This window comes from Pseudomonas sp. MSSRFD41 (assembly GCF_014230245.1).
Classification (GTDB): domain Bacteria; phylum Pseudomonadota; class Gammaproteobacteria; order Pseudomonadales; family Pseudomonadaceae; genus Aquipseudomonas; species Aquipseudomonas piscis.
The window spans coordinates 62,817-84,204 of the sequence record NZ_JACKZK010000026.1; the positions used below are offsets into that span (position 1 = coordinate 62,817).

General features: G+C 63.9%; 31 protein-coding genes and 1 pseudogene. 17 read left to right on the forward strand and 15 right to left on the reverse strand.

The window, feature by feature from the left end; genetic code table 11:
- The first annotated feature begins 49 nt into the window (after positions 1–49).
- Positions 50–586: a hypothetical protein gene (locus H7A76_RS27290; RefSeq protein ID WP_409299579.1), complete on the forward strand. Its 537-nt coding sequence runs from the start codon at positions 50–52 to the stop codon at positions 584–586.
- Positions 587–650: 64 nt separating this feature from the next.
- Here the strand turns inward: H7A76_RS27290 and H7A76_RS27295 are convergent, their stop codons facing one another.
- The gene (locus tag H7A76_RS27295) at positions 651–983 is read right to left on the reverse strand and encodes a hypothetical protein (RefSeq protein ID WP_185701395.1); all 333 of its coding nucleotides are present in this window, start codon (positions 981–983) and stop codon (positions 651–653) included.
- A 252-nt stretch (positions 984–1,235) separates the two neighbouring features.
- On the reverse strand, positions 1,236–1,547 hold the full coding sequence (locus tag H7A76_RS27300) for a hypothetical protein (protein ID WP_221775391.1): 312 nt from the start codon (positions 1,545–1,547) through the stop codon (positions 1,236–1,238).
- A gap of 243 nt (positions 1,548–1,790) precedes the next feature.
- Here H7A76_RS27300 and H7A76_RS27305 point away from each other — a divergent pair, with 243 nt between their 5' ends.
- From H7A76_RS27305 to cyoE, 6 genes are all read left to right on the forward strand, one after another.
- Positions 1,791–1,997 carry a metallothionein gene (locus H7A76_RS27305; protein WP_185701396.1) on the forward strand — a complete coding sequence of 69 codons (207 nt, stop codon included), beginning with the start codon at positions 1,791–1,793 and terminating at the stop codon, positions 1,995–1,997.
- Between the two features lie 203 nt (positions 1,998–2,200).
- Positions 2,201–3,112 (forward strand): ubiquinol oxidase subunit II, encoded by a 912-nt coding sequence (gene cyoA / locus H7A76_RS27310; protein ID WP_185701397.1) that lies wholly within the window; start codon positions 2,201–2,203, stop codon positions 3,110–3,112.
- On the forward strand, positions 3,102–5,075 hold the full coding sequence (gene cyoB, locus H7A76_RS27315) for a cytochrome o ubiquinol oxidase subunit I (protein ID WP_185701398.1): 1,974 nt from the start codon (positions 3,102–3,104) through the stop codon (positions 5,073–5,075). Before cyoA ends, cyoB begins: the two co-directional genes overlap by 11 nt.
- Before the next feature lie 2 nt (positions 5,076–5,077).
- Entirely contained in the window at positions 5,078–5,692 is a 615-nt protein-coding gene (gene cyoC / locus H7A76_RS27320) for a cytochrome o ubiquinol oxidase subunit III (protein WP_185701399.1), read from the forward strand.
- 1 nt (position 5,693) lies between these two features.
- Entirely contained in the window at positions 5,694–6,032 is a 339-nt protein-coding gene (gene cyoD / locus H7A76_RS27325; protein WP_185701400.1) for a cytochrome o ubiquinol oxidase subunit IV, read from the forward strand.
- A gap of 14 nt (positions 6,033–6,046) precedes the next feature.
- Positions 6,047–6,940: a heme o synthase gene (cyoE, locus tag H7A76_RS27330; protein ID WP_260498097.1), complete on the forward strand. Its 894-nt coding sequence runs from the start codon at positions 6,047–6,049 to the stop codon at positions 6,938–6,940.
- Positions 6,941–6,946: 6 nt separating this feature from the next.
- Here cyoE and H7A76_RS32500 read toward each other — a convergent pair whose 3' ends face one another.
- The 4 genes from H7A76_RS32500 to H7A76_RS27350 form a co-directional block, all read right to left on the reverse strand.
- A complete protein-coding gene (locus tag H7A76_RS32500) occupies positions 6,947–7,153 on the reverse strand; it encodes a hypothetical protein (protein ID WP_260498098.1) in 207 nt (68 codons plus the stop codon).
- Between the two features lie 248 nt (positions 7,154–7,401).
- The gene (locus H7A76_RS27340; RefSeq protein ID WP_185701402.1) at positions 7,402–7,779 is read right to left on the reverse strand and encodes an NUDIX hydrolase; all 378 of its coding nucleotides are present in this window, start codon (positions 7,777–7,779) and stop codon (positions 7,402–7,404) included.
- Positions 7,780–7,873: 94 nt separating this feature from the next.
- Positions 7,874–8,377, reverse strand: coding sequence for a DUF4142 domain-containing protein (locus H7A76_RS27345; RefSeq protein WP_185701403.1), 504 nt, complete (start codon positions 8,375–8,377; stop codon positions 7,874–7,876).
- A 90-nt stretch (positions 8,378–8,467) separates the two neighbouring features.
- Complete coding sequence (locus H7A76_RS27350) at positions 8,468–9,082, reverse strand: Yip1 family protein (RefSeq protein WP_185701404.1); 615 nt, start codon at positions 9,080–9,082, stop codon at positions 8,468–8,470.
- A gap of 211 nt (positions 9,083–9,293) precedes the next feature.
- Between H7A76_RS27350 and H7A76_RS27355 the strand changes: the two genes are divergently transcribed.
- From H7A76_RS27355 to H7A76_RS27370, 4 genes are read left to right on the forward strand one after another with little or no spacing between them, the layout of a single operon-like run.
- Entirely contained in the window at positions 9,294–10,664 is a 1,371-nt protein-coding gene (locus H7A76_RS27355; protein WP_185701405.1) for an iron-containing redox enzyme family protein, read from the forward strand.
- A 15-nt stretch (positions 10,665–10,679) separates the two neighbouring features.
- Positions 10,680–11,660, forward strand: a complete 981-nt coding sequence (locus H7A76_RS27360) for a methyltransferase (protein ID WP_185701406.1) — start codon at positions 10,680–10,682, stop codon at positions 11,658–11,660.
- Between the two features lie 12 nt (positions 11,661–11,672).
- Complete coding sequence (locus H7A76_RS27365) at positions 11,673–12,833, forward strand: carboxylate-amine ligase (protein WP_185701407.1); 1,161 nt, start codon at positions 11,673–11,675, stop codon at positions 12,831–12,833.
- Positions 12,834–12,849: 16 nt separating this feature from the next.
- A complete protein-coding gene (locus tag H7A76_RS27370; protein ID WP_185701408.1) occupies positions 12,850–13,938 on the forward strand; it encodes a M28 family peptidase in 1,089 nt (362 codons plus the stop codon).
- A gap of 42 nt (positions 13,939–13,980) precedes the next feature.
- On the opposite strand, the gene H7A76_RS27375 is transcribed toward H7A76_RS27370, so the two are convergent.
- Complete coding sequence (locus H7A76_RS27375) at positions 13,981–14,238, reverse strand: hypothetical protein (protein WP_185701409.1); 258 nt, start codon at positions 14,236–14,238, stop codon at positions 13,981–13,983.
- A gap of 194 nt (positions 14,239–14,432) precedes the next feature.
- On the opposite strand from H7A76_RS27375, the gene H7A76_RS27380 reads away from it, so the two are divergent.
- From H7A76_RS27380 to H7A76_RS27395, 4 genes are all read left to right on the forward strand, one after another.
- On the forward strand, positions 14,433–14,654 hold the full coding sequence (locus tag H7A76_RS27380; RefSeq protein ID WP_185701410.1) for a PLDc N-terminal domain-containing protein: 222 nt from the start codon (positions 14,433–14,435) through the stop codon (positions 14,652–14,654).
- Positions 14,655–14,763: 109 nt separating this feature from the next.
- Entirely contained in the window at positions 14,764–15,987 is a 1,224-nt protein-coding gene (locus H7A76_RS27385) for a zinc-dependent alcohol dehydrogenase (protein WP_185701411.1), read from the forward strand.
- Positions 15,988–16,065: 78 nt separating this feature from the next.
- The gene (locus H7A76_RS27390; protein WP_409302744.1) at positions 16,066–16,524 is read left to right on the forward strand and encodes a hypothetical protein; all 459 of its coding nucleotides are present in this window, start codon (positions 16,066–16,068) and stop codon (positions 16,522–16,524) included.
- A gap of 8 nt (positions 16,525–16,532) precedes the next feature.
- Entirely contained in the window at positions 16,533–16,976 is a 444-nt protein-coding gene (locus H7A76_RS27395) for a DUF421 domain-containing protein (RefSeq protein ID WP_185701413.1), read from the forward strand.
- Positions 16,977–16,998: 22 nt separating this feature from the next.
- Here H7A76_RS27395 and H7A76_RS27400 read toward each other — a convergent pair whose 3' ends face one another.
- The 3 genes from H7A76_RS27400 to H7A76_RS27410 all read right to left on the reverse strand — a co-directional run bounded on the left by H7A76_RS27400 (position 16,999) and on the right by H7A76_RS27410 (position 18,616).
- Complete coding sequence (locus H7A76_RS27400; RefSeq protein ID WP_185701414.1) at positions 16,999–17,856, reverse strand: SDR family oxidoreductase; 858 nt, start codon at positions 17,854–17,856, stop codon at positions 16,999–17,001.
- 89 nt (positions 17,857–17,945) lie between these two features.
- Positions 17,946–18,359: a CBS domain-containing protein gene (locus tag H7A76_RS27405; RefSeq protein WP_185701415.1), complete on the reverse strand. Its 414-nt coding sequence runs from the start codon at positions 18,357–18,359 to the stop codon at positions 17,946–17,948.
- Positions 18,360–18,439: 80 nt separating this feature from the next.
- Entirely contained in the window at positions 18,440–18,616 is a 177-nt protein-coding gene (locus H7A76_RS27410; protein ID WP_185701416.1) for a general stress protein, read from the reverse strand.
- Here H7A76_RS27410 and H7A76_RS27415 point away from each other — a divergent pair.
- A complete protein-coding gene (locus H7A76_RS27415; RefSeq protein WP_185701417.1) occupies positions 18,615–18,899 on the forward strand; it encodes a hypothetical protein in 285 nt (94 codons plus the stop codon). The genes H7A76_RS27410 and H7A76_RS27415 overlap by 2 nt on opposite strands.
- Before the next feature lie 29 nt (positions 18,900–18,928).
- The gene (locus H7A76_RS27420; protein WP_185701418.1) at positions 18,929–19,111 is read left to right on the forward strand and encodes a hypothetical protein; all 183 of its coding nucleotides are present in this window, start codon (positions 18,929–18,931) and stop codon (positions 19,109–19,111) included.
- On the opposite strand, the gene H7A76_RS27425 is transcribed toward H7A76_RS27420, so the two are convergent.
- From H7A76_RS27425 to H7A76_RS27445, 5 genes and pseudogenes are all read right to left on the reverse strand, one after another.
- Entirely contained in the window at positions 19,101–19,382 is a 282-nt protein-coding gene (locus tag H7A76_RS27425; RefSeq protein WP_185701419.1) for a hypothetical protein, read from the reverse strand. The two genes, H7A76_RS27420 and H7A76_RS27425, sit on opposite strands and share 11 nt — an antisense overlap.
- Before the next feature lie 22 nt (positions 19,383–19,404).
- Positions 19,405–19,650 carry a hypothetical protein gene (locus tag H7A76_RS27430; RefSeq protein WP_185701420.1) on the reverse strand — a complete coding sequence of 82 codons (246 nt, stop codon included), beginning with the start codon at positions 19,648–19,650 and terminating at the stop codon, positions 19,405–19,407.
- Between the two features lie 228 nt (positions 19,651–19,878).
- A pseudogene (locus H7A76_RS27435) lies at positions 19,879–20,028 on the reverse strand (LLM class flavin-dependent oxidoreductase); the annotation flags it as partial.
- 201 nt (positions 20,029–20,229) lie between these two features.
- Positions 20,230–20,910, reverse strand: coding sequence for a paraquat-inducible protein A (locus H7A76_RS27440; RefSeq protein WP_185701421.1), 681 nt, complete (start codon positions 20,908–20,910; stop codon positions 20,230–20,232).
- Positions 20,911–20,935: 25 nt separating this feature from the next.
- The coding region (locus tag H7A76_RS27445; protein WP_185701422.1) for a transcriptional regulator at positions 20,936–21,388 on the reverse strand (453 nt) is incomplete at its 5' end.

The following is a 21,388-nucleotide window of genomic DNA, read 5'->3' on the forward strand; positions in this document are numbered from 1 at the left end:
GGCCCCCCGGCATGGGCCGCCATCATCGACCCGACCCCAGGAGACTGCCGTGCCCCGTATCCTGACCTCCCACGCGGATGACACCCAACTGAGCGAACACAATGCCTCGATGTTCGGTTCGCCCAAGGAGCGCCTGGATTTCTACCGGCGGGAAATCCAGTACGAGACCAGTATCCTGGCCAATCGCACCGACGCCTACCTGGCGGCGCAATCGTTCTTGGTGATCGCCTTCGCCTCGTCGATGTCCAATCTCAACCCCGAGTGGGGCAAGCTGTTCACCCTGCTGGTACCACCGTTCCTGGCCCTGTTGGGCATTCTCACGACGCTCAATGCCTGGCCCGGTATCCGTGCCGCCTACGACATCATCGACCACTGGTATTTCAAGCAGGCGCAGTTGCTGCGCAGCGAACCGCTGATGGGCCTGGCCTACGACGAATCGCCGTTGTTCTGTGAAAGCGAGTCGACCCACAAGGGCTATCGCAAGTCGCTGCTGTTTTCCCTGCGCACGCCCTGGATCTTCGCGATCTTCTGGCTGCTGCTGGGCGGTTGGTCGATCTATATCCAACTGACCAATCCGGGGAGCTGAAGGGCCCGCAGCGGGCGCCCGGGCAAGGACGCAACCGCTGGCGGAAAGCTCCGGGAACCAGGGCCTAGCGACCGGTGTGCTGGAGGATCGGCCTCGGCTGTTGGCGTTGGCGCGGTTGGGCGGTGGTGAAGGGCAGGGGGGCTGGTACCGGGGGTTCGTTGTCGGCGAATTCCTGGTTGATCAGCCGCAGGTGCTCGCTGGCCTCGTGGAACTTCTCCTCGGCCTTGTTGCGCAATAGATGGTAGCGCTCGAAGGTGTCGAGATCCGGCTGTGCTTCTTCCAAAAGCTCATAGGCCTGCTGGTTCAGGTCATGGGCCTGCTTGAACAGGCGCTGGTTCTGTTCGAGGGCGAATGTGCGGCAGGCGCGCAGTTCGAAGCGCTGGTGGGTGTTGTACATGGCGTCGTCCCTTTTATCTTGAGTGGATGGAATGTGTCGCCACCGCCTGAGCGGGCGAGGGTCCGGCAATGCGCGTTGTCGTGCACTGGTAATAATCTGACCGGGCGGCCCTGGGACGGACTGCAAAAATAAATATCTGAAAAATCGTTATATTGGTGCGCTTAACCCAATTGATAGATCGATTTATTAAATTGATTGCTCCCGGGGAAACCAGGAGTCCAGGGGGGCGCTATCGCTTGGGCCGCAACGGGCTCAGAGTGTCTCGTCCTGCGCCGGGTCGATGCAGTGCAAGCGTCCCGATTCGCCACCGGCGATGCGTTGAGCCTGGTCCACCCCGCGGCGCAAGGCGTGCTCCAGGCACCACTCGCTGCCGGGCAGGCGGCTCGAGCGTTCGGCTACGCACTGGCCTTGGGCGGTATATACGCACACCAGCAATTCGACGTCGCCGCCAGGCAGTTCGCGGGCCCGCACATCCATCTGGCAGCCGTTGTCCAGCATGCGCTCATGGCTCGCTTCCGGCAGGGATTGGGTTTTCCAGGCCGCATAGACTTTGCCCCTGTTCATGATGGTTACTCCTGCTTTCGGATAATCAGGTCGGCCAGTATAGGGCGGACTTGGCTGGGTGTTTAATTCGCTAATGAAAGTACCGACGGAAGGTTTGGGAAGTTGCTGTCATAGGGCTATCGATACCACTCGTCAGAGGGTGAAAAAATATTTAAACCATCGCCTGGGGAACTTATTCAAACCGTTAACCAAGCGATCCCGAGAGGATTGGAACACCTTCGAAAAAACAACAGGAGAGTCCCCATGAATGATGAAACCAAGCGCTGCGCCTGCCCTGGATGCAACATCCCGATCGACCCCCAGCAGCCCTTCGAACGCGACGGCAAGGCCTATTGTTGCGCGGCCTGCGCTGACCATCACCCCCATGGGGAGCCCTGCACCAACCTCGATTGTCACTGCGAAGACGAGGCCGCCAACGGGGGAGAGGCAGAAGGTGGTTCCATCGCCTAACCGTCGCTGCAGACCCATGCCTGAATCCGCGCCGAGCATGAAAGATATAACTAGCGAAGCGGGAAATTACTTCAACGGGTATTGAACTTGTTGATGGGTCGTAACTTGCGATGGCAAGTTCGCGCGGCTGTGCAGGAATAACATCATGGTGCGGCGTAATGTTTTACGCCGCTTGAGGCTATCAACTGTGGGGTAACTTCACAGTGCAAACTATCAATAAGTTCCTGTGGGTGGCTGCTTGCAGTCTTTTGTCCGGTTGCAATCTGATCGTGTTCAATCCCAAGGGGCAGATCGCTATCGATGAGCGCAACCTGATCATGCTGGCCACGGCGCTGATGCTGTTGGTGGTGATCCCCGCCATCGTGCTGATGTTCGTGTTCGCCTGGCGTTATCGCTCGACCAACAAGCAGGCGCGCTATTCGCCGGGCTGGGCCAGTTCCCATCGGATCGAGGCGGTGGTCTGGGGCGTGCCGCTGTTGATCATCGTGATACTGGGCATCGTCACCTGGCGCACCACTCACTCCCTGGATCCGTACAAACCCATCGCTTCCGATAATCCGCCGCTGAACGTGCAGGTGGTGGCCACCGACTGGAAATGGCTATTCATCTATCCGGACCTGGGGATCGCCTCGGTCAACGAATTGGCCTTGCCGGTGCATACCCCGGTGAGTTTCACCATCACCTCGGACGCGGCGATGACCTCGTTCTTCATTCCCGCGCTGGGCGGGCAGATCTATGCCATGGCCGGCATGCAGACCCGCCTGCACCTGATCGCCAACGAAACCGGGCAGTTCCGCGGGATCGCCGCCAACTACAACGGCCCGGGGTTCTCCGACATGCATTTCACCACCCAGGCCCAGACGCCGGCGCAATTCGAGGCCTGGGTCCAGAGAGTACGCCAGGGGCCGTTGCGCCTCGATCACCCGAGTTACGCCGTGCTGGCCCGGCCTAGTCTCGGCCATCCCATCCAGCACTACGCCAGCGTCGAACCGGGCCTGTTCCAGGCCATCGTCGACAAGTACGAAGGCATGAACAAGGCCCGTGGCAGCGCCCGCCAGGCGGCCCGCGCCGACAACCCCCTGGGCGAAGCAAGGAGTTCGGACGATGTTCGGTAAATTGACCTGGGATGCGGTGCCCACCGGCGAACCCATCATCATGTACACCCTGCTGGTGGTCGGGCTGATCGGCCTTGGGGTGCTCGGCGCCGTCACCTACCAGCGCAAGTGGGGCTACCTGTGGCGCGAATGGCTGACCACGGTGGACCACAAGAAGATCGGTGTCATGTACATCCTGGTGGCGCTGGTGATGCTGCTGCGCGGTTTTTCCGACGCCATCATGATGCGCACCCAGCAGGCGATGGCGGCCTCGGGCGGGCCGGGCTACCTGCCGCCGGAGCACTATGACCAGATCTTCACCGCCCATGGCGTGATCATGATCTTCTTCATGGCCATGCCGTTCGTGGCCGGACTGATGAACCTCGTGGTGCCGCTGCAGATCGGCGCTCGCGATGTGGCCTATCCCTTTCTCAATGCCCTGAGCTTCTGGCTGTTCGTCGCCGGCGCGGCACTGGTCAACATCTCCCTGGGCGTGGGGGAGTTCGCCCGCACCGGGTGGGTGGCCTATCCGCCGTTGTCGGAGCTGGGCTACAGCCCTGGGGTCGGGGTCGACTACTACATATGGGCCTTGCAGATCTCCGGGATAGGCACCTTGCTCACGGGGGTGAACTTCTTCGTCACCATCCTGAAGATGCGCACCACCGGCATGACCCTGTTCAAGATGCCGGTGTTCACCTGGAACTCGCTGTGTACCGCGGTGCTGATCCTGGCGGCGTTCCCGATCCTCACCGCGACCTTGCTGATGCTGTCCCTGGACCGCTACCTGGGCATGCATTTCTTCACCAACGAGGCCGGCGGCAATCCGATGATGTACGTCAACCTGATCTGGGCCTGGGGCCACCCGGAGGTGTACATCCTGATCCTGCCGGCGTTCGGCGTGTTCTCGGAGATCGCCGCGACCTTCAGCAGCAAGCGCCTGTTCGGCTACGTGTCGCTGGTGTGGGCCACCATCGCCATCACTATCTTGTCGTTCATCGTCTGGCTGCACCACTTCTTCACCATGGGTGCCGGCGGCAACGTCAACGCCTTCTTCGGCATCATGACGATGATCATCGCGGTGCCTACCGGAGTGAAGATCTTCACTTGGCTGTTCACCATGTACCGCGGCCGCGTGCGTTTCGCCACGCCCATGCTGTGGACCATGGGCTTTATCGTCACCTTCAGCATCGGCGGCATGACCGGGGTCCTGCTGGCGGTGCCGGGGGCCGACTTCATGCTGCACAACAGCCTGTTCCTGATCGCCCACTTCCATAACGTGATCATTGGCGGTGCAGTGTTCGGCTACATGGCGGGGCTGACCTACTGGTTTCCCAAGGCCTTCGGCTTCACCCTCAATGACCGCCTGGGACGCTTGTCGTTCTGGTGCTGGCTGGTGGGCTTCTACTTCGCCTTCATGCCGTCCTACGTGCTGGGGTTCATGGGCATGACCCGACGCCTCAACCACTTCGACAACCCCGAGTGGCGTCCCTGGCTGATGCTCGAGCTGATCGGCGTGGGCATCATCCTCTGTGGCGTCACCTGCCAGCTCCTGCAACTGTGGGTCAGCGTGCGCAAGCGCCGGGCCAACCGCGACCGCAGCGGCGATCCCTGGGATGGCCGGACCCTGGAGTGGGCGACCACCTCGCCACCGCCGCCGTACAACTTCGCCGAGCAACCGGTGGTCGATGACCTCGATGCCTACTGGGGCATGAAGGAGCGCGGCACCAGCACCCTCAACCGTACCGACTACCGGGCCATCCACATGCCGCGCAATACCTCGGCCGGGCTGGTCATGAGCGCCTTCGGCCTGGTCTGCAGTTTCGCCTTGGTCTGGCACATCTGGTGGCTGGCGGTGGCCAGCCTGGTGGCCACGGTGGCCGCCCTGGTGGTGCGCAGCAACGATGAAGATACCGACTACTTCATTCCCGCCGACGAAGTGGCGCGGATCGAGAAGGCCCGGCTCGCAGACCTGGCGGAGGCTTGAACATGGTCAATATCGTCCTGGACAAAGACATTGCCCATTCCCATGAACAGGGGCATGAAGACGCAGGCTCTCTGCGCCTCTTCGGTTTCTGGGTTTACCTGATGACCGATTGCATCCTGTTCGCCACCCTGTTCGCCAGCTACGCGGTGCTGCGTGACAGCGTGGCTGGCGGTCCGTCGACGATGGACGTCTTCGAGCTGCCCTATGTGCTGGCCGAGACTTTGTTGCTGCTCTTGAGCAGCATCACCTACGGCTTCGCCATGCTGGCCATGAACCGCGACCAGCGGACCCAGGTGTTGCGCTGGCTGGGCCTGACCGCGCTGCTGGGCCTGGGTTTCGTCGCCATGGAGATCAATGAGTTCCACCAACTGATCAGCGAAGGTCACGGGCCGGATCGCAGCGCCTTCCTCAGCGCTTTCTTCACCCTGGTGGGGACCCACGGCCTGCATGTCGCCTGCGGCCTGGTATGGATGCTGGTGTTGATGTGGCAGGTGCACGCCCGGGGCCTGGGCACCACCCAGGCCACGCGCCTGAGTTGCCTGAGCCTGTTCTGGCACTTCCTGGATGTGATCTGGATCTGCGTCTTCACCATCGTCTACCTGCTTGGAGTGGCCTGATATGTATACCCAGAGTTCCGTACGCAGCAGTGCTGGCTCCAGCCACGGCAGCCGGCGTTCCTACCTGGTCGGTTTCGCCCTGTCGCTGGTGCTGACCCTGATTCCGTTCGCGCTGGTGATGTACCCCAGCCTGCCGCGCAACGTCACGCTGTGGGCAGTGGTGGGGCTGGGGGTGATCCAGATCCTGGTCCACCTGCGCTATTTCCTGCACCTGGATACCGCTACCGAACAGCGCTGGAACCTCACCGCGCTGATTTTTTCCGCGGTGGTGATCCTCCTACTGGTAGGGCTTTCGCTGTGGATCATGAACAGCATCCACCACAACATGCTCGCCCATTGAGCATCGCCGCGCTGATGACCATGGCCTGGCAACTGGTCAAGCCGGGGATCGTGGTCGGCAACCTGATCGCGGTGCTCGGCGGCTACTTCCTCGCTTCCCGGGGGCAGTGGTACCAGCCGCGATTGCTGCTGGCCACGGCCCTGGGCACCACGCTGGTGGTGGCTGGCGGGTGTGTGTTGAACAATTGCATCGACCGCGATATCGATCGACGCATGGTCCGCACCTGTCACCGCGTCATGGCGCTGCGGGCTTGTCCCCTGGGGCTGGCCGCTGGCTATGGCGTGCTACTGGCCGGCCTGGGACTGGTGCTGCTGCAGCGTTGCAGCAACGACTTGGCCGCCGCCCTGGCGGGGCTGGGGTTGTTGTTCTACGTGGGGCTCTACAGTCTATGGTTCAAGCGGCGCTCGCTTTACGGCACGGCGGTGGGCAGCCTGGCCGGAGCGATGCCGCCGGTGATCGGCTATTGCGCGCTCAGCGCACGTTTCGACGCACCGGCCCTGTGGCTGCTGTTGATGTTCTGTTGCTGGCAGATTCCCCATGCCCATGCCATTGCCCTGTATCGCCACGACGACCTGCGTGCCGCCGGCTTGCCGATCCTGACGATGGCGCGCGGTCGGCGCCAGATCGTGATCGGCATCCTGGCCTTCGTCCTCAGCGCCATGGCCCTGGGCTTGAGCAGAGCCATGGACATGGCCTGGTTCCTGGTGATCGGTGGCTTGGGCGGCTATTGGCTGGCGGTCGCCTTGGCGCGACCAGGCCACGGCGAGGAACGGCGTTGGGCCCGGCGGATGTTCGGCTGGTCCATCGTCCTGGTCCTGGCCAGCAGCCTGATGATGTCCACGGCTCACCCGGGACTGCCGATCGATGTCGGGGGGACACCGGCCTTGGGCGGCCGAACCCCCGGGTAAGGTGTCTCAGCCACCGGCGCCGGAACCGCCGGAGCCCGCACCACCGTTGCCGCCCGAACTCCCCCCGCTTGCCCCTCCAGCACCGCTGCCAGTACTGCTGCCAGTACCGCCACTCTCGCTGTCGCCCTGGCCGGAGCCCGGGGTGGTGCTGCTGCCATTGGCATCGCCACCGTTGCCTCCCTGGGGGCCTCCGGGAAGGGCGGAGGGAGGCATGACGGAACCCGAACCACTGGCCCCGGAAGATGAAGACGAGCCACCGGTGCTCGGACTGCCGGCCGCCCAAATCGGTCCGCTGAAGGCGCAAGCCAGGCCAACCGCCATCAGGAGTTTTTTAATTGGAGTGTTCATCGAAGGTACCTCGTACTGTGTCCAGGGTCGGAGCGACCCCTACAGATTGGGAGAAGGCCCTGGAGGGCAAAGTTTGAACGACTTGACCCAGGACTCGACGAATGGCCGGCGACTCAGGCGTCGACCGGCAAGTCCGGGTAATGCGTGGTGACCGAGGCGATCAGCCGGCGGATTCGCGGCTTGACCGACGACTGGCGATGGACCCGTTGCCAACGGCAATCGGCGATCTCGTTGGCGGGCACGGGGTGTTGTCGCTCCTCCAGGCGCGCCTGGAACACGTGGTGCAGGCAGTCGCCGTCGTGATAGCGCATCAGGTAGCGCAGGTCCCGGGCAATGATCCCGGTTTCTTCCTGCAGTTCACGCCAGCCGGCCTCGGCGGGAGTCTCGCCAGGCTCGATACGTCCACCCGGCAGGGTCCAGTCGGCTTTGGCCTTGCGTACATACAGCCATTGCCGGTCCTGGCAGCAGATCACGGTGGCGCGTTGTTTCATGCTTGCCTGCGTGCGTAGCCGGTCAGTGGCCTAACGTCGGGCACCACGCAGCCGCACGGCATGGCTGGGTGATGTCCGGAGCGCAACCACAGGGTCATTTGCGGTGCGTGGTCTGCAAGCGCTTGGCCATGTCCAGGTGCATGCGCAGTTGAGGCAGGGTGCTCTGGGCGAAGGCCTTGAGCTGGGCGTCGTCCTTGGACTGCGACTCTTTCTCGAACAGCGCCACGGTTTTTTCATGGGCCTCGACCTGGTTGTCGATATAGGCCTGGTCGAAGGACTCGTCGCGCATTTCCAGAATCATCTTCTTCGCCCGTGCGGTCAGCGAGGCTTCGTCCGGCACCTTGATGTCGAGCTTGTGGGCCAGGTTCAGCAGCTCCTGGTTGACCTTGGTATGGTCGTCCACCATCTGCTGGGCAAAGGCCTTGACGTCGGTGGCGGTGCTCTTCTCCAGCGCCAGCTTGGCGCTCTCCACCTCGTTGATGCCGCCCTGGGCCGCTTCATCGACGAAGTCGCTGCTAGCGGCCGCCAGCGCCAGGCCGCAGCCACCGGCGGTCAGCAACAACGACAGCCCCAGTTGGCGCATGAGTTTGTGGTTCATAACGTTCTCCTTAGGAAGGGCACGACAAAGGTGTCGCCCTACTGTTGAGCACGGGGCAGGGCCAATGGTTTAGTTTTTTCCACTCCCTGCTCAAAGCGCGGCCACCGGGCGCAGGTATTGCGGGGCCAGCACGTTGAACCAGAGCAGGATCATGCTCACCAGGATGGTCACCAGCACCAGCAGGCCCACGCCCCAGACCGAGGCGGCATACAAGCGCCCGCGCTCCTGGTTCAGGTACATGAACTTCGGCAGGCCCACCAGCAGCAGGTAGCTGGCATGGGCACTGGCCGCCAGCAGGGCGGCCAGCGCCAGCCAGCGGCTGGGATAAAGGCCGCTGATGCCGGCGATGAAGTAAGGCGTGGCGGTGTAGGCGGCGAAGCCAATGCACTGGTTGAATGTCGGCCGGGCCTCGAACGAGCGCGACATCCAGCGGATGAACCCGCCCATCAGCACGGTGCCCAGCAGCGTGGTCAGGTAGAGCAGCAAGGCCAATTGCATCGCGCTGGCCAGGCTCAGGCGGACCTGCTCGGTGTCGGCCAGGCTCCAGCCGACCTGGGTCACGCCAATGAACAGGCAAAGGGCGGGAACCAGGGCCCAGAGCAGCAGATGGGGCAAGTATTGCCGGGGCTTGCGTTGTTCTTCGCAACGGATCTGGACCCAGGCCGATTCCGGCTGGGTCAGTAGCTTGACGAAGTGGGTTTTCATGGGACCTCCGATACGCGAATGCCGTGTCACGGCTTCTTGGCATATGGAGGCGGGCGCGCATCCGGCGGTTCAAGTTTTATCCCTCAAGGCACCGGTCATCCGTGCTTGGCGCAACGCGATGGAATCTTTTGCCGCTGTGGCCGCTCTGCCTTTGAAAGGCGTACACCCTGTCGCCCCCGAATGATGCTGGTGTTGATCCAAGGAGCCTGCCATGAGCCTGCTGGAAGTTTTCCACGGTAGCCCGACGGCGTTACCCCACGATGCCCCCTTGCGGAGCCTGTACCACCAGCTGCTGGGCCCTGGCGATGCACAGGCTCGCAGCCTGGGCCAGGAGTTCCTGGAGCGGCAATTGCAAAGCCTGGACCCTGCGGTCGAAGTGCTGCCCGGCGACCCCGGGCAACTGCTGGCCATGGTCGAGGACAATTGCCGGGCGGTCAGCCGGCAGTATGCCGACTACCTGGACCAGCGCCGGCAAGGCGCTGGACGGCGGCTCTTCGGCAACAAGGCCCATGCCTTGTACTTCCTGCAGGGCGTAGCGCCGACCAAGCTGGTGGACGGCGCCTGGTTGCACGGGGTGCTGGCGCATTGGCGGGACTACCGCTACGACGGCCTGGTCAGCACCTACCTGGAGGAGCTGGGCGAGGGTGAGGCGGCGCAGAATCATGTGGCCTTGTACCGTAGGCTGCTGGCCGAGCAGGGCTGCGACAGCGACCCGGGCCTGAGCGACGAGCACTATCGCCAGGGTGCGATCCAGCTGGCCCTGGGGCAGTGTGCCGAGTCGTTCATGCCGGAGGTGCTGGGCTACAACCTGGGATATGAACAGCTGCCCCTGCACCTGCTGATCAGCGCCTACGAGTTGAACGAACTGGGCATCGATCCCTATTACTTCACCTTGCACGTGACCATCGACAACGCCAGCAGCGGTCACGCACGCAAGGCCGTGCAAGCGCTGTGGGACTTGCAGCCGGTGGGCATGGATGGCGGGGAATTCTGGCGCCGGGTATCCCTTGGCTACCAGCTCAACGACCTGGGCCTGGGATCTGGCGCGGTGATCCAGGCATTCGACCTGGAGCGCGAGCTGGTGGCGATGCTCGAGCGCAAGCGCCTGGCGGGACGGCACATGCACGCCGATTACTGCCGCTTCGACGGCAAGGGCGTGAACCAGTGGCTGGACCAGCCGGGGCAGATTCGTGGGTTCCTGCACGTCCTTCAGGACAAGGGCTGGATCAAGCGCAACCAGGATCCGCAGGACAGTCGCTTCTGGCAGTTGGTCCACGGGCATGGCGCGGCCATGTTCGGCGTGTTCAGCGGCTATGAAAAACAGCTGCTGCATGACTGGATCGCCGGCGACTGGGATCTCGATCGCTACCCTTCGCCCAAGCGCCGGATCCCGTCCCATGGCCTGCCGGAGCGCAACGACCAGGATCCGGAGACCCAGGCATTGCGCCAGGCGCTGCGCGGGCAAGACGCCGGACGACAACTGCAACTGCTGTTGCCCTGGCTGGCCGCGCCCCGGCATTGCCGGCCGGCGGGATTGTTCGCCACTCGCACCTTCATCGATTTGCGCAATCGCCTGCGCTGAGCCCGGGAGCCTGCCATGAACCAACGCCCTTCATCGTTCCATCCGCCGCGCCAGGCGACCCGGCACCAGGCCGACCAGGCCTTGCTGCAACTGGGCCGGCGCCTGCAAGCGGCGGGTTATCGCTTCGTCACGCCGACCCCGGCCACGCACCAGCGGGTCAACCGGCGCCCGAGTGCCGCGTGCAGCGTCGACCTGCGTGATGTGTTCGGCTGGTCGCGGCCGTTCGCCGCCAGCCTGTTCGAGGCCACGGAGCTGGATCTGCTGTACCAGGCCGGGATCATCCAGGCCGAGGCCGGACGGCTGCATAGCACGGTACGTTGGTCCAGCCTGGACGAGCTGCTGCTGGTGCACTCGGCCTATCCGACCGATGAGGCCGAGGCGGTATTCCTCGGCCCGGATACCTACCGTTTCGCGCGCCTGATCGAAGCCTGCCTGCAACAGCGTTTCAGTGCCGTGCGGCGGGTGGCCGACATTGGCTGCGGCACCGGAGCGGGCGCCCTGCTGGTGGCGCGTGCCCGACCCGAGGCCCAGGTGCTGGCCCTGGATATCAATCCTCGGGCCTTGGCTTTCTGCGCGATCAATGCCGAACTGGCCGGGGCCGGCAATGTCGGCGTCTATCACAGCGATGTGCTGGAAGGGGTCGAGGGTGGCTTCGACCTGATCCTGGCCAATCCGCCCTATATGAAAGACCCGCGCCAGCGTGCCTACCGCCATGGCGGCGGCGCCTTGGGCGAGCAACTGTCGCTGCGCATCCTGGCCCAGGCGCTGCCGCGCCTGGAGCCACAGGGCACCTTGTTGTTGTACACCGGGGTGGCGATGGTCGGCGGTCACGATCCGTTCCTGGACGCCGCCCGTGCGCTGTTGCAAGGCGAGCGCTACGGCTGGACCTACCAGGAACTGGATCCCGATGTGTTCGGCGAGGAGCTGGAACAGCCCGGCTATGAACAGGTCGAGCGCATTGCCGTGGTGGCCCTGACCGTCACCCGGCTGGCCTGAGGCGAGCACGGCATGAGCGCATTCGACCCTGGCCAACCGCAATGCCTGGGCATCGAAGAGGAGTACCTGATCACCGATCTTCAGAGTCGTCGCATGGTTGCCGAGCCACCGCCTGAGGTACTGCGTGACTGCCGCGAAGTCCTTGGCCAGAACTTTGCCCACGAGATGTTCCAGGGCCAGATCGAAGTTGCCTCGCCGGTGTTCGAACACAGCGCCCAGGCTGGCGCCTACCTGGGCCGGGTACGCTCGGCCCTGGACCAGGCCCTGGCCGCCCACGGCCTGGGGTTCGTCTGCGCCGGCAGCCATCCGCTGGCCACCTGGCACGAACAACGGGCCACCGCTCAGGAGCACTTTCGGCAGCTGTTCGACGAGTTCGCCCTGGTGGCCCGGCGCAGCGTGCTCAGTGGCCTGCATGTACATGCCCAGGTGCCGGCAGCGGTGGACCGGATCGCGGTGATGAACGAAGTCTTGCCCTGGACGCCGTTGTTGCTGGCGCTGAGCCTGTCCTCGCCATTCTGGCATGGCCACGACAGCGGCTATCTCAGCTACCGCCAGGTGGCCTGCGATGAATGGCCACGCATGGGTATCCCCGAATACCTGCAAGATCACCGGGCCTATGACGACTACCTGCGGTTACTGCGCGGCATCGGCGCGCTGGGGGCCGAAGATAACGCCTGGTGGGGCATTCGCCCGGCGTTGCGCTACCCGACCCTGGAGCTGCGCATGACCGATGCCTGCCCACGAGTGGCGGACGCCCAGACCCTCGCCGGACTGTTCGCGGTGATGGTCCGGCATGCCTGCCTGTTGCCCGCAGTGGGCCGTCAATACACCCAGGCCCGGCGCTGGCTGCTCAAGGAGAACCGTGTCCAGGCCCGGCGCCGGGGAGCGCAGGGCCGCTATGTCATGAGCCCGGAGCAGGCGCCGATGGGCCTCGGGCAATGGCTGGACCTGGCCGAACAGGTGTTTGGTGCCACGGCGCAAGCCCTGGGCGAAGAGCCGCTGTTCGAACGCGCCCGTCAGCTGTTGCGTGAGGGGTGCAGTGCCGAACGCCAGTTGCGCTGCCATGGCACCCAACCCGAGGAAGCGGACCGCGCGGCGCGCTGTCGGGCGGTGGTCGACCTGCTGCTGCAGGAAAGCCGCGATCCAGGACCGGAAACGATCCATGCCCCATGAACGAAGGAAAGCCAATATGAATGCCGCACCCGCCGTATCGCCCACCGAGGCGCCGCAAGCCTGCCCGGAGCTGCTCCAGCGCCTGCTGCTGGCTCGCGGTCCGGGGGGCCAGGAAGACGAAGTCCGGGCTATCTGCGTCGAGCACCTGCGGCGCTATTGCGACGAAACCCGGATCGACGCGGCGGGCAACGTCATCGGCCGGTTCGCCGGCCACGGCGCGCCATGTGCCGGATCGGGAATCTGCGTGATGGCGCACATGGACGAGATCGCCATGGTGGTCAAGCGGGTCATGCCTGACGGCACCCTGCAGGTGGTGGCCCTGGGCGGCGCCAACCCGGTGAACTTCGGCATGTGCCCGCTGGACATCCTCGGCGACCAGGCGATCCTGCCGGGTGTGTTGTCCTTCGGTTCGATGCATTCCACGCCGGGCTCGCCCCAGGGCAGGGATGTGGTTTCGGGCAACGTGCACTGGAACGATGTGCACGTCATTACCCGCAGCTCCCCGCAGCAGCTGCGCGCCCAGGGCGTGCGGCCGGGCACGCGGGTGGTCCTGAGCCGGCACTGGCGCAGCCCCTGGCGCGTGGGGGATGCCATCGCCGCGCATTTTATGGACGACCGGGCGCCGCTGGCGGCGGTGCTGGAATGTGCACGGTTGCTCGCCGACCGGCGCGGGCGACTGGAACAGGAGGTGTACCTGGTGCTGACTACTTGCGAGGAGGAATCCAACGCCGGGGCCATGTACGCCGCCGCGCACCTGCCATGCGATACCAGCATCGCGGTGGAGGTCGGCCCGGTGCTTGAAGAGTACGCGACGCGGTTGAGCCTGGATCCGATCGTCAATACCGGTGATGAGAAAGGCTACTACAGCCGCTCGGTGGTCACGGGCTTGGCCGATGCCGCGCAGCGTTGCGGGTTGACGCCGCAGTATGCCTTGCTGGTGGACTTCGCCTCCGATGCCAGCGCGGTGCTCAGCAGCGGCCTGTGCGGGCGAGCGGGGTGCCTGGGGATCGCCACCGAGAACACCCATGGCTATGAGCTGGTCCTGGATGGCGCCATCGACGCTTGCGCCCGCACCCTGGCCGAATACCTGGAGCCGCGTGCCTAGCCGCGCCCCTTGCCGATCCGCCTGACCCGGTACTGGCGAGCCTTATCCAGGTCGCTTGGCGGTCTCGCGTTGCCGGGCATTCTTGCCCAGCCCGCGCAGGTTCATCAGCCCCAGGCAGCACTGCAGGATCACCAGGGCGTAGGCATGGGCATACAGGCCCCAGGCGATCCACAGCAGGTTGCTGAGCATGAAGCAGATGAAACCGGTCATTCGGCGTCCGGGGCGCAGCGAGCCGATCAGCCAGGCCGCGAGCACCGTCACCAGCATGGCCGGCCATTGCAGTGCATCCAGGTAGTCCATGCGTCGCTCTCCGCGCAGCGCTAGGTGGAGTGATAGAGGTTGCCGCTTGCAGTCGCGGTACTGCAGTCGACCATTGCCCGGCCTGGAAGATTCGCTATTTCACAGCCAGGTCCGCCGGGGTGCATGAATGAAAGATTCAGTGAACCCTGGACATGTGCCTCGAGCCTAAAGAAGCATCAACCCGGAGGTGCATCATGCTCGCAAGTTATCTATGGATCGGCCTGTGCGCGATCCTCGTATTGCTCGATCTATGGGCCATCAACAGCGTATGGCGCAGCGACAATTCCTCGGGCAGCAAGGCCTTGTGGACAGCCCTGGTGGTCCTGCTGCCCGTGCTGGGGCTGGTGCTGTGGGGCGTGCTCGGGCCGCGGGGCGTGACCCAGGGGCCGTCCTCGCCCGAGCACAGCAAGGGCTAGGCCGACCATTGATCCGCTGCCCGCCGCAGGCGAAGGAACCCCAACCCGCTTTGCTGCCCCCTAACGCCTAGAGTCCCCGGCATCCAGGTCGGGGCCAGGAGGAAATCCGATGCGTGCCATGACTTACCAGGGCGCTCACAAGGTGACGGTGCACACCTTGCCCGATCCCTGTATCGAGCAGCCCGACGACATCATCTTGCGAGTCACTGCGACGGCCATCTGTGGCTCCGACCTGCACCTGTACCGAGGCAAGATCCCCACGGTGGAACATGGCGATGTGTTCGGCCACGAGTTCATGGGCATAGTCGAGGAGGTCGGGCCGGCGGTGACCCGGGTGCGGCGTGGCGACCGGGTGGTGATCCCGTTCGTGATCGCCTGCGGCGACTGCTTCTTCTGCCAGCACCAGTTGTATGCGGCATGCGAGACCACCAACGATGGCCGCGGTGCGATCCTCAACAAGAAAGCCATCCCGCCGGGAGCCGCGTTGTTCGGCTACAGCCGCTTGTACGGTGGTGTTCCGGGCGGCCAGGCGGAGTTGGTACGGGTGCCCAAGGCCAATACCGGGCCATTCCAGGTGCCTGGGACCCTGGCGGATGAACAAGTGCTGTTTCTCTCGGACATCTTGCCCACGGCCTGGCAGGCGGTGGGCAATGCCGCCGTCGGCGAGGGCAGCAGCCTGGCGATCTACGGGGCAGGGCCGGTAGGCCTGCTGTGCGCGGCCTGCGCCAGGATGCTGGGGGTCGAGCGGATCTTCATGGTCGACCAGCATGCCTATCGCTTGGAATACGCCCGGCGTACCTATGGGATCATTCCGATCAACTTCGGCGAAGACGACGATCCGGCCGATACCATCATCCGCCAGACCGCGGGCATGCGCGGTGTCGATGGCGTCATCGACGCCGTGGGCTTCGAGGCCAAGGGCAGCACCACCGAAACCGTGTTGTCCACGCTCAAGCTCGAGGGCAGCAGCGGCAAGGCCTTGCGCCAGTGCATCGCCGCCGTGCGCCGTGGAGGCGTGGTCAGCGTGGCCGGGGTCTATGCCGGTTTCATCCACTGCTTCCTGTTCGGTGATGCCTTCGACAAGGGACTGGTGTTCAAGATGGGCCAGACCCATGTGCAACGTTACCTGCCCGAGCTGCTCGAACATATCGAGCGCGGTCGCCTGCGGCCCGAGGTGATCATCACCCATCGGCTCTCCCTGGAGCAGGCGGCGCTGGGCTACGAACTGTTCGATAAGGGCCAGGACGAGTGCCGCAAGGTGGTGCTGGTGCCGGGACTGGAGCAACGCCCTGTGCCCGAGCCACTGCCGGGGGCCGCGGCGCTGGTGGTCTGAGGGCCGCCGCTGGCGGTCATGGAGGCGTGCGTGGAACAGGATGAGTTGCAGAGCCGGCAGCAGCCGGTTCGCGAGTACATGGGGCTGCAGCGCAAGGTCTGGCGCCTGGAGCGCCTGGGCTGGTACGTGCTGGTGGTAACGGTGTTGCTGACCCTGGGCGGGCTGTTCTCCAAGGGGCCACTGAGCTCGCGCCAGTTGCACAGCGCCGACGGCAGGTTACAGGTGCATTACCAGGCGTTGCTACGTGGCGGCTCCGCGGCCAGCCTGGTGGTGCACATGCGTGGCAGCGCCGGCCAGCCCCTTGAGCTGGAGGTGGGTGGGGAGTTGCTGCAGGGTTTCAGCGTCGAGAGCCTGCTGCCCCAGCCACTCAAGGCCAGTGCGGTGGGACAGGGCCTCAGGCTCTGGCTACTGGCGGATGCCGACGGCCGCGCTTCGTTGCACTTGAGGCTGCGCAGCGAAGGCGCGGGGCGGTATGCGACCCGGGTCGCCCTGGCAGCGGGGCCGGCCCTGACTTTCGAGCAATTCATTTATCCCTAGGTGGTCTCATGGACTCGGTATGGCGGGCGGCGGCGATCTACCTGGCATTGATGGTGCTGTTCAAGATCGCCGGCAGGCGTTCGCTGGCCGAATTGACCACCTTCGACCTGGTGTTGCTGATGGTGATTGGCGAGGCGACCCAGCAGGCGCTGCTGGGAGAAGACTTTTCCCTGACCAACGCGGTCCTGGTGATCGTCACGCTGATCGCCATCGATGTCGGTCTGTCACTGGCCAAGCGGCGCTGGAGCTGGTTTTCCCGGGTGATCGACGGCGGGCCCACGGTGCTGGTGGAAAACGGCAGGCTGTTGCGCCAGCGCATGCGCCAGGCGCGGCTCGTGGAAGAGGACATCCTCGAAGCGGCCCGCTCCAGCCAGGGCGTACTGGAGATCGGGCACATCCGCTATGCGATCCTGGAGCGCAACGGCAAGATCTCGATCATTCCCTATCCTTGATGGCGTCGCAGGCTTGCTGGGCCTAGAGGATCGGCTTGCCGCCGGTGACGCCCACCCGCGAGCCGGAGATGTAGCTGGCCTCGTCGCTCGCCAGCAGGACATAGATGGGCGCCACCTCCACTGGCTGGCCCGGACGGCCCAGGGGCGTCTGCTCGCCGAAGTGGCTGACCGCCTCTGGCGGCATGGTGGAGACGATCAGCGGCGTCCAGATGGGGCCGGGGGCGACGCTGTTGACCCGAATGCCACTGGCGCCCAGCAGTTGCGCCAACCCGGCGGTGAAGTTGGCGATGGCGCCCTTGGTGGTGGCATAGGGCAGCAGAGTCGGTTTGGGGGCGTCGGAGTTGATTGAGCTGGTATTGATGATCGAGCTGCCGGGTGCCATGTGCGGCACCGCGGCCTGGCAGATGCGAAACATCGCGGTGATGTTGATATCGAAGGTCCGTACCCATTCTTCATCGGTGATATCCGCCAGTTCATGGTGGGTCATCTGGTAGGCGGCATTGTTTACCAGGATATCGATGCGCCCGAACTGCTCCACGGTCCTGGCGACGATGTCGTGGCATTGCTGCCTGCCTGCCAGGTCGCCCGGCAGCAGCAGGTATTGGCGCCCGGCCTGCTCCACCCAGCGCGCGGTCTCGCGGGCGTCGTCGTGCTCGTCCAGGTAGGCCAGCGCCACATCGGCGCCTTCCCGGGCGAAGGCAATGGCCACTGCCCGGCCGATGCCGCTGTCGGCCCCGGTGACCAGGGCGATCTTGCCGGCCAGGCGGCCCGAGCCCTGGTAGCTTTGTTCGCCACAATCAGGGTAGGGCTCCATGGCCCCTTGGGCTCCGGGAACCGCTTGCTGCTGGGCGGGAAAAGGTGGTCTTGGATAGGATTTCATGGGCATCTCCGCAGCTGGCGACCAGGTCCGGCTGCCCCGGGGCTCATGCCAAGGGCAGCCAGGCGCTGGGCGAGGCATTCAAATAGGGGTTAGTGAGTGCAGGTCACGCCCTGCAACAGGGTGCTGTTGGCCCCGTGGTCGTGGGCCCGGGTTATGTTGGCCAGGGACACGACACCGACCAGGCGCTTGTCGCGATTGACCACCGGCAGGCGCCGTAGCTGGATGTCGGCCATGTTGCGGGCCACATCCTCTACGTCCTGGTCCTCGTAGCAGTAGCGGATGTCGCCGCTCATGATCAGGCTGACCGGAGTGTCGCAGGGCATTCCCTGGGCCACTGCGCGCACGGCGATGTCACGGTCGGTGACCATGCCCACCAGGCGATCCTGGCTGCTGACCAGGATCGCCCCGCAATCGATGTTGGCCATCAGGCTGGCGACTTCGCGCAAGCTGTGGTCCGGGCTGGTGGTCTGGACGTCGCGGGTCATGATTTCAAGGATTTTCATCGACTTCTCCCGATACGCAGCGGGCTGTTCGACCCGCATGAGAAAAAAGAGGCGGGGCCGTGGCCCCGCTCGTCGGACACTCAACTGCGGCCGCCACCGCCGCTGCGTCGACTGCCCTGCTTGCCGGCGCCGGACGCCTTGTGCCGGTCGCCGGTGCTGTGGCCCCCCGAGGCCTGTCCGCCTTTCCTGCCTGCTTCGGAGGCTTTTTCCCGATCATTGGCAAAGTTTCCAGGATTGGGATGTCCGGTATTAGCCATGGTTGAAGACCTCTTGCTAATGGAAAGTTATGCCCGTAATCAAACCGGGCATTTATTGGGAGGTCGGTGGTTTTTAAAAGGTCGAAATGATTGGGTGGGCGGCGACGAATGGTTTTGGGCCAGTACAAGCAACTTCAGCCCAGGGCAAGTTCATTTTCGTGCCTATATGCAAGCGGCGCTAAAGTTCATTATTCGTCTAATGTCCCGGTCGACACCTGGCTGGCATTTGAACAATGCGAGCAAAAAGTTTTCAAACTTGTTGGGGGAATCTTGTATCGAGTAACGCAATGCATCCAATACAGGAGATCGAAGATGAAAGATCGAAGCGCAACTCGTTCCCAGGCCTCGAGTGGCAAGAGCCAAGGCCTGGTTGAACAGGACCCGGGACCGGGCTTGAGCGACGACCAGCGGGTCTGCCGCGAGGACCAACGGCGGGCGCAACCAGGACCCCGGGTCGAGCCCGGCCCTGCGGACCGGGAACGCCTCAAGCCTTGATCAGGCCCAGCACTAGCAGCAGTTGGCCATTATCCAACCGCCTGCCACGGCGCACCACGCCATGGCAGGGCTGGCCATCCCGGTCGAATGTCAGCCCATGGGCCTGCTGCAACCGGGTGGGCCAGGGCGGGCTGACCAATAACTCCAGGTCGCCGCCGTGGGAGGGCTCGCCCACCTGGACGAGGCATTCGCAGTCCAGGGCATTGACCCCGAACAAGGTGTCTTGCAGGTAAGTGATCCTGCTGAGCCGTGGCGGTGTCGTTGCGGGCATGGCGGGAATGATCCTGAGTGGTTCATGACATGCGCGAAGACTGCCGGGAAACCACCATCTCCTCGAGAATTTCACGCACCAGCCGATTGATGCCCGACTCGCCGTGGTAGTGGCTGCGATCGATGCTGGCGATGGTGAACTGGTTCGATCCTGGCGCCAGGATGTCTAGCGAGAGACTGCCATCGGCATTGATCACGCAGTTCACGCGGCAGTTTGGCAAGCGCTGGGCAAGGGCCGTCTCGATTTCGAACTTGCTTAGGGTGTCCATGGAGTTTCCGGCTCTCGGTCATTGGCCTGTCAAGATTAGCTGAGGAACTCGGGCTGTAAATGCTGTCAGCCTGATAGCAAAGTTACATGAGTTAAGCGTCGTAATTCATCCAGAACAACTTTCCACGACGTTAAAATTTGCGCGGCAATACTTGAAGTTGCCTGCTAGTTGCCGCTTGTTGAAGGCATCTCGGGTTTTCAGAACATCCCTCGTCATTCCCTGGAAGGGTTAGCCGCGAGCATCCATTTTCGGCGGCCCGGGATGGGAGGGGAAAGGCGGCAGCACCTCTTCGGCCGGTTCCTGGATGACTTCGGCCATCGGACGTTGGCAGAACTGGATGCCCAGCGCGGCATGATCGACGCCGGCCTCTTGCCATTCACAAAAAGCTGCGTCCGGTTTCCCTCTGGACGACGGAGGTTTCCTTGCTTCGACTCATGCTTTCGCTAATGGCTGTGCTGGTACTAGGAACCGGTATCTACACCCTTGGATTCACACTGAACAAAGGGGCTGACAATGCTCATGCGCCGCGCGCGAGCCATATGCATCCCCTGGCCACCGGGATCGGAAGTGGTCAAGCATCTATGACGACACCCTGGGGAACGGTTCAGTCGGGGGGGATCGATCGTCCTCGGCCAGAGCTTCCCAGACCTGGTGCGGCGACATGCTCATTTCCAGCCAGACCTGGGTCAGCAGCAGGGCGATGAAGCAAGCCAGGCCGATGCCCAGGCTCAGGTCGGCGATGTCGATCAGCTTAACGATGGAGACCAGGATCCCGATCAGGTAGACCTCGAGCATGCCCCATTCGCGCAAGTGGCGATAACCGCGGTAGAGCAGCATGGCGCCGCGGCGCGCCACCTTGAACCTCAGGCTCAGCAGTACCAGCAACTGGCAGAGCAGTTTGAGCAGGGGAATGGCCATGCTGTTCAGCAGCACCAGCACGGCGACCCCGGGCATGCCGCTTTCGAACAGCCCGAGCACACCGCTCCAGACGGTGTCGCTACGGGTCTGGCCCAGAAGGGTCAGGTGCATGATTGGCAGAAAGTTGGCCGGGATGTAGAGCAGCAAGGCGGTCAGGACGAGGGCGAAGCAACGGCGCTGCCATTGATGGCGATGCACGGCCAGTTCGAAGCCGCAACGCGGGCAGCAGCTCTTTTCACCGGGTTCCAGTGGTTCGCGGTGCATCAGCAGGTCGCATTCATGGCAAGCGACCAGGGCCTGGAGCGGCAGGTTCGGCAAGTCGCCGGGGTGGGTGTGGAGCATCGGGCAAGTCCTGTGGGCGTGTGGCCTAGGTATCTGTTCTGGCTTGGGGGCGGGCGCCGTCCAGGAACATCTGCTCCAGGGTCTGGGCGGTATTCGAGCTCGCCGCGCGTCCGCGGCGTTCGGCGTCCACCATGCCGTAGACCAGGGTGATGAACAGCTCGGTGAACACCGACGCGCTGATGTCGATGCGGAATGCTCCCTTGTGCTGGCCGTCCAGGAAAAAGGCGTCCAGCGCGTTGATGTAGGACTGCCAGCGGTCGCCGTCGGCCTGTGGGTCGAGGAAATCCGGGCGGTATTGAAATACCAGGAAGGTCAGTAGCTCTCGATGGGCGAGATGCTCCCTGATCAAATTGTGCAGTGCTTCCAATGGATCTGCATCCAGCAGGCGGGAGGCTTCGATGATCTGGTGCAACGCCTCCTTGCCATGCCATTCGAGCATTTCCAGCAGATGGTCACGCGTGCCACAAAAACGCTGCAG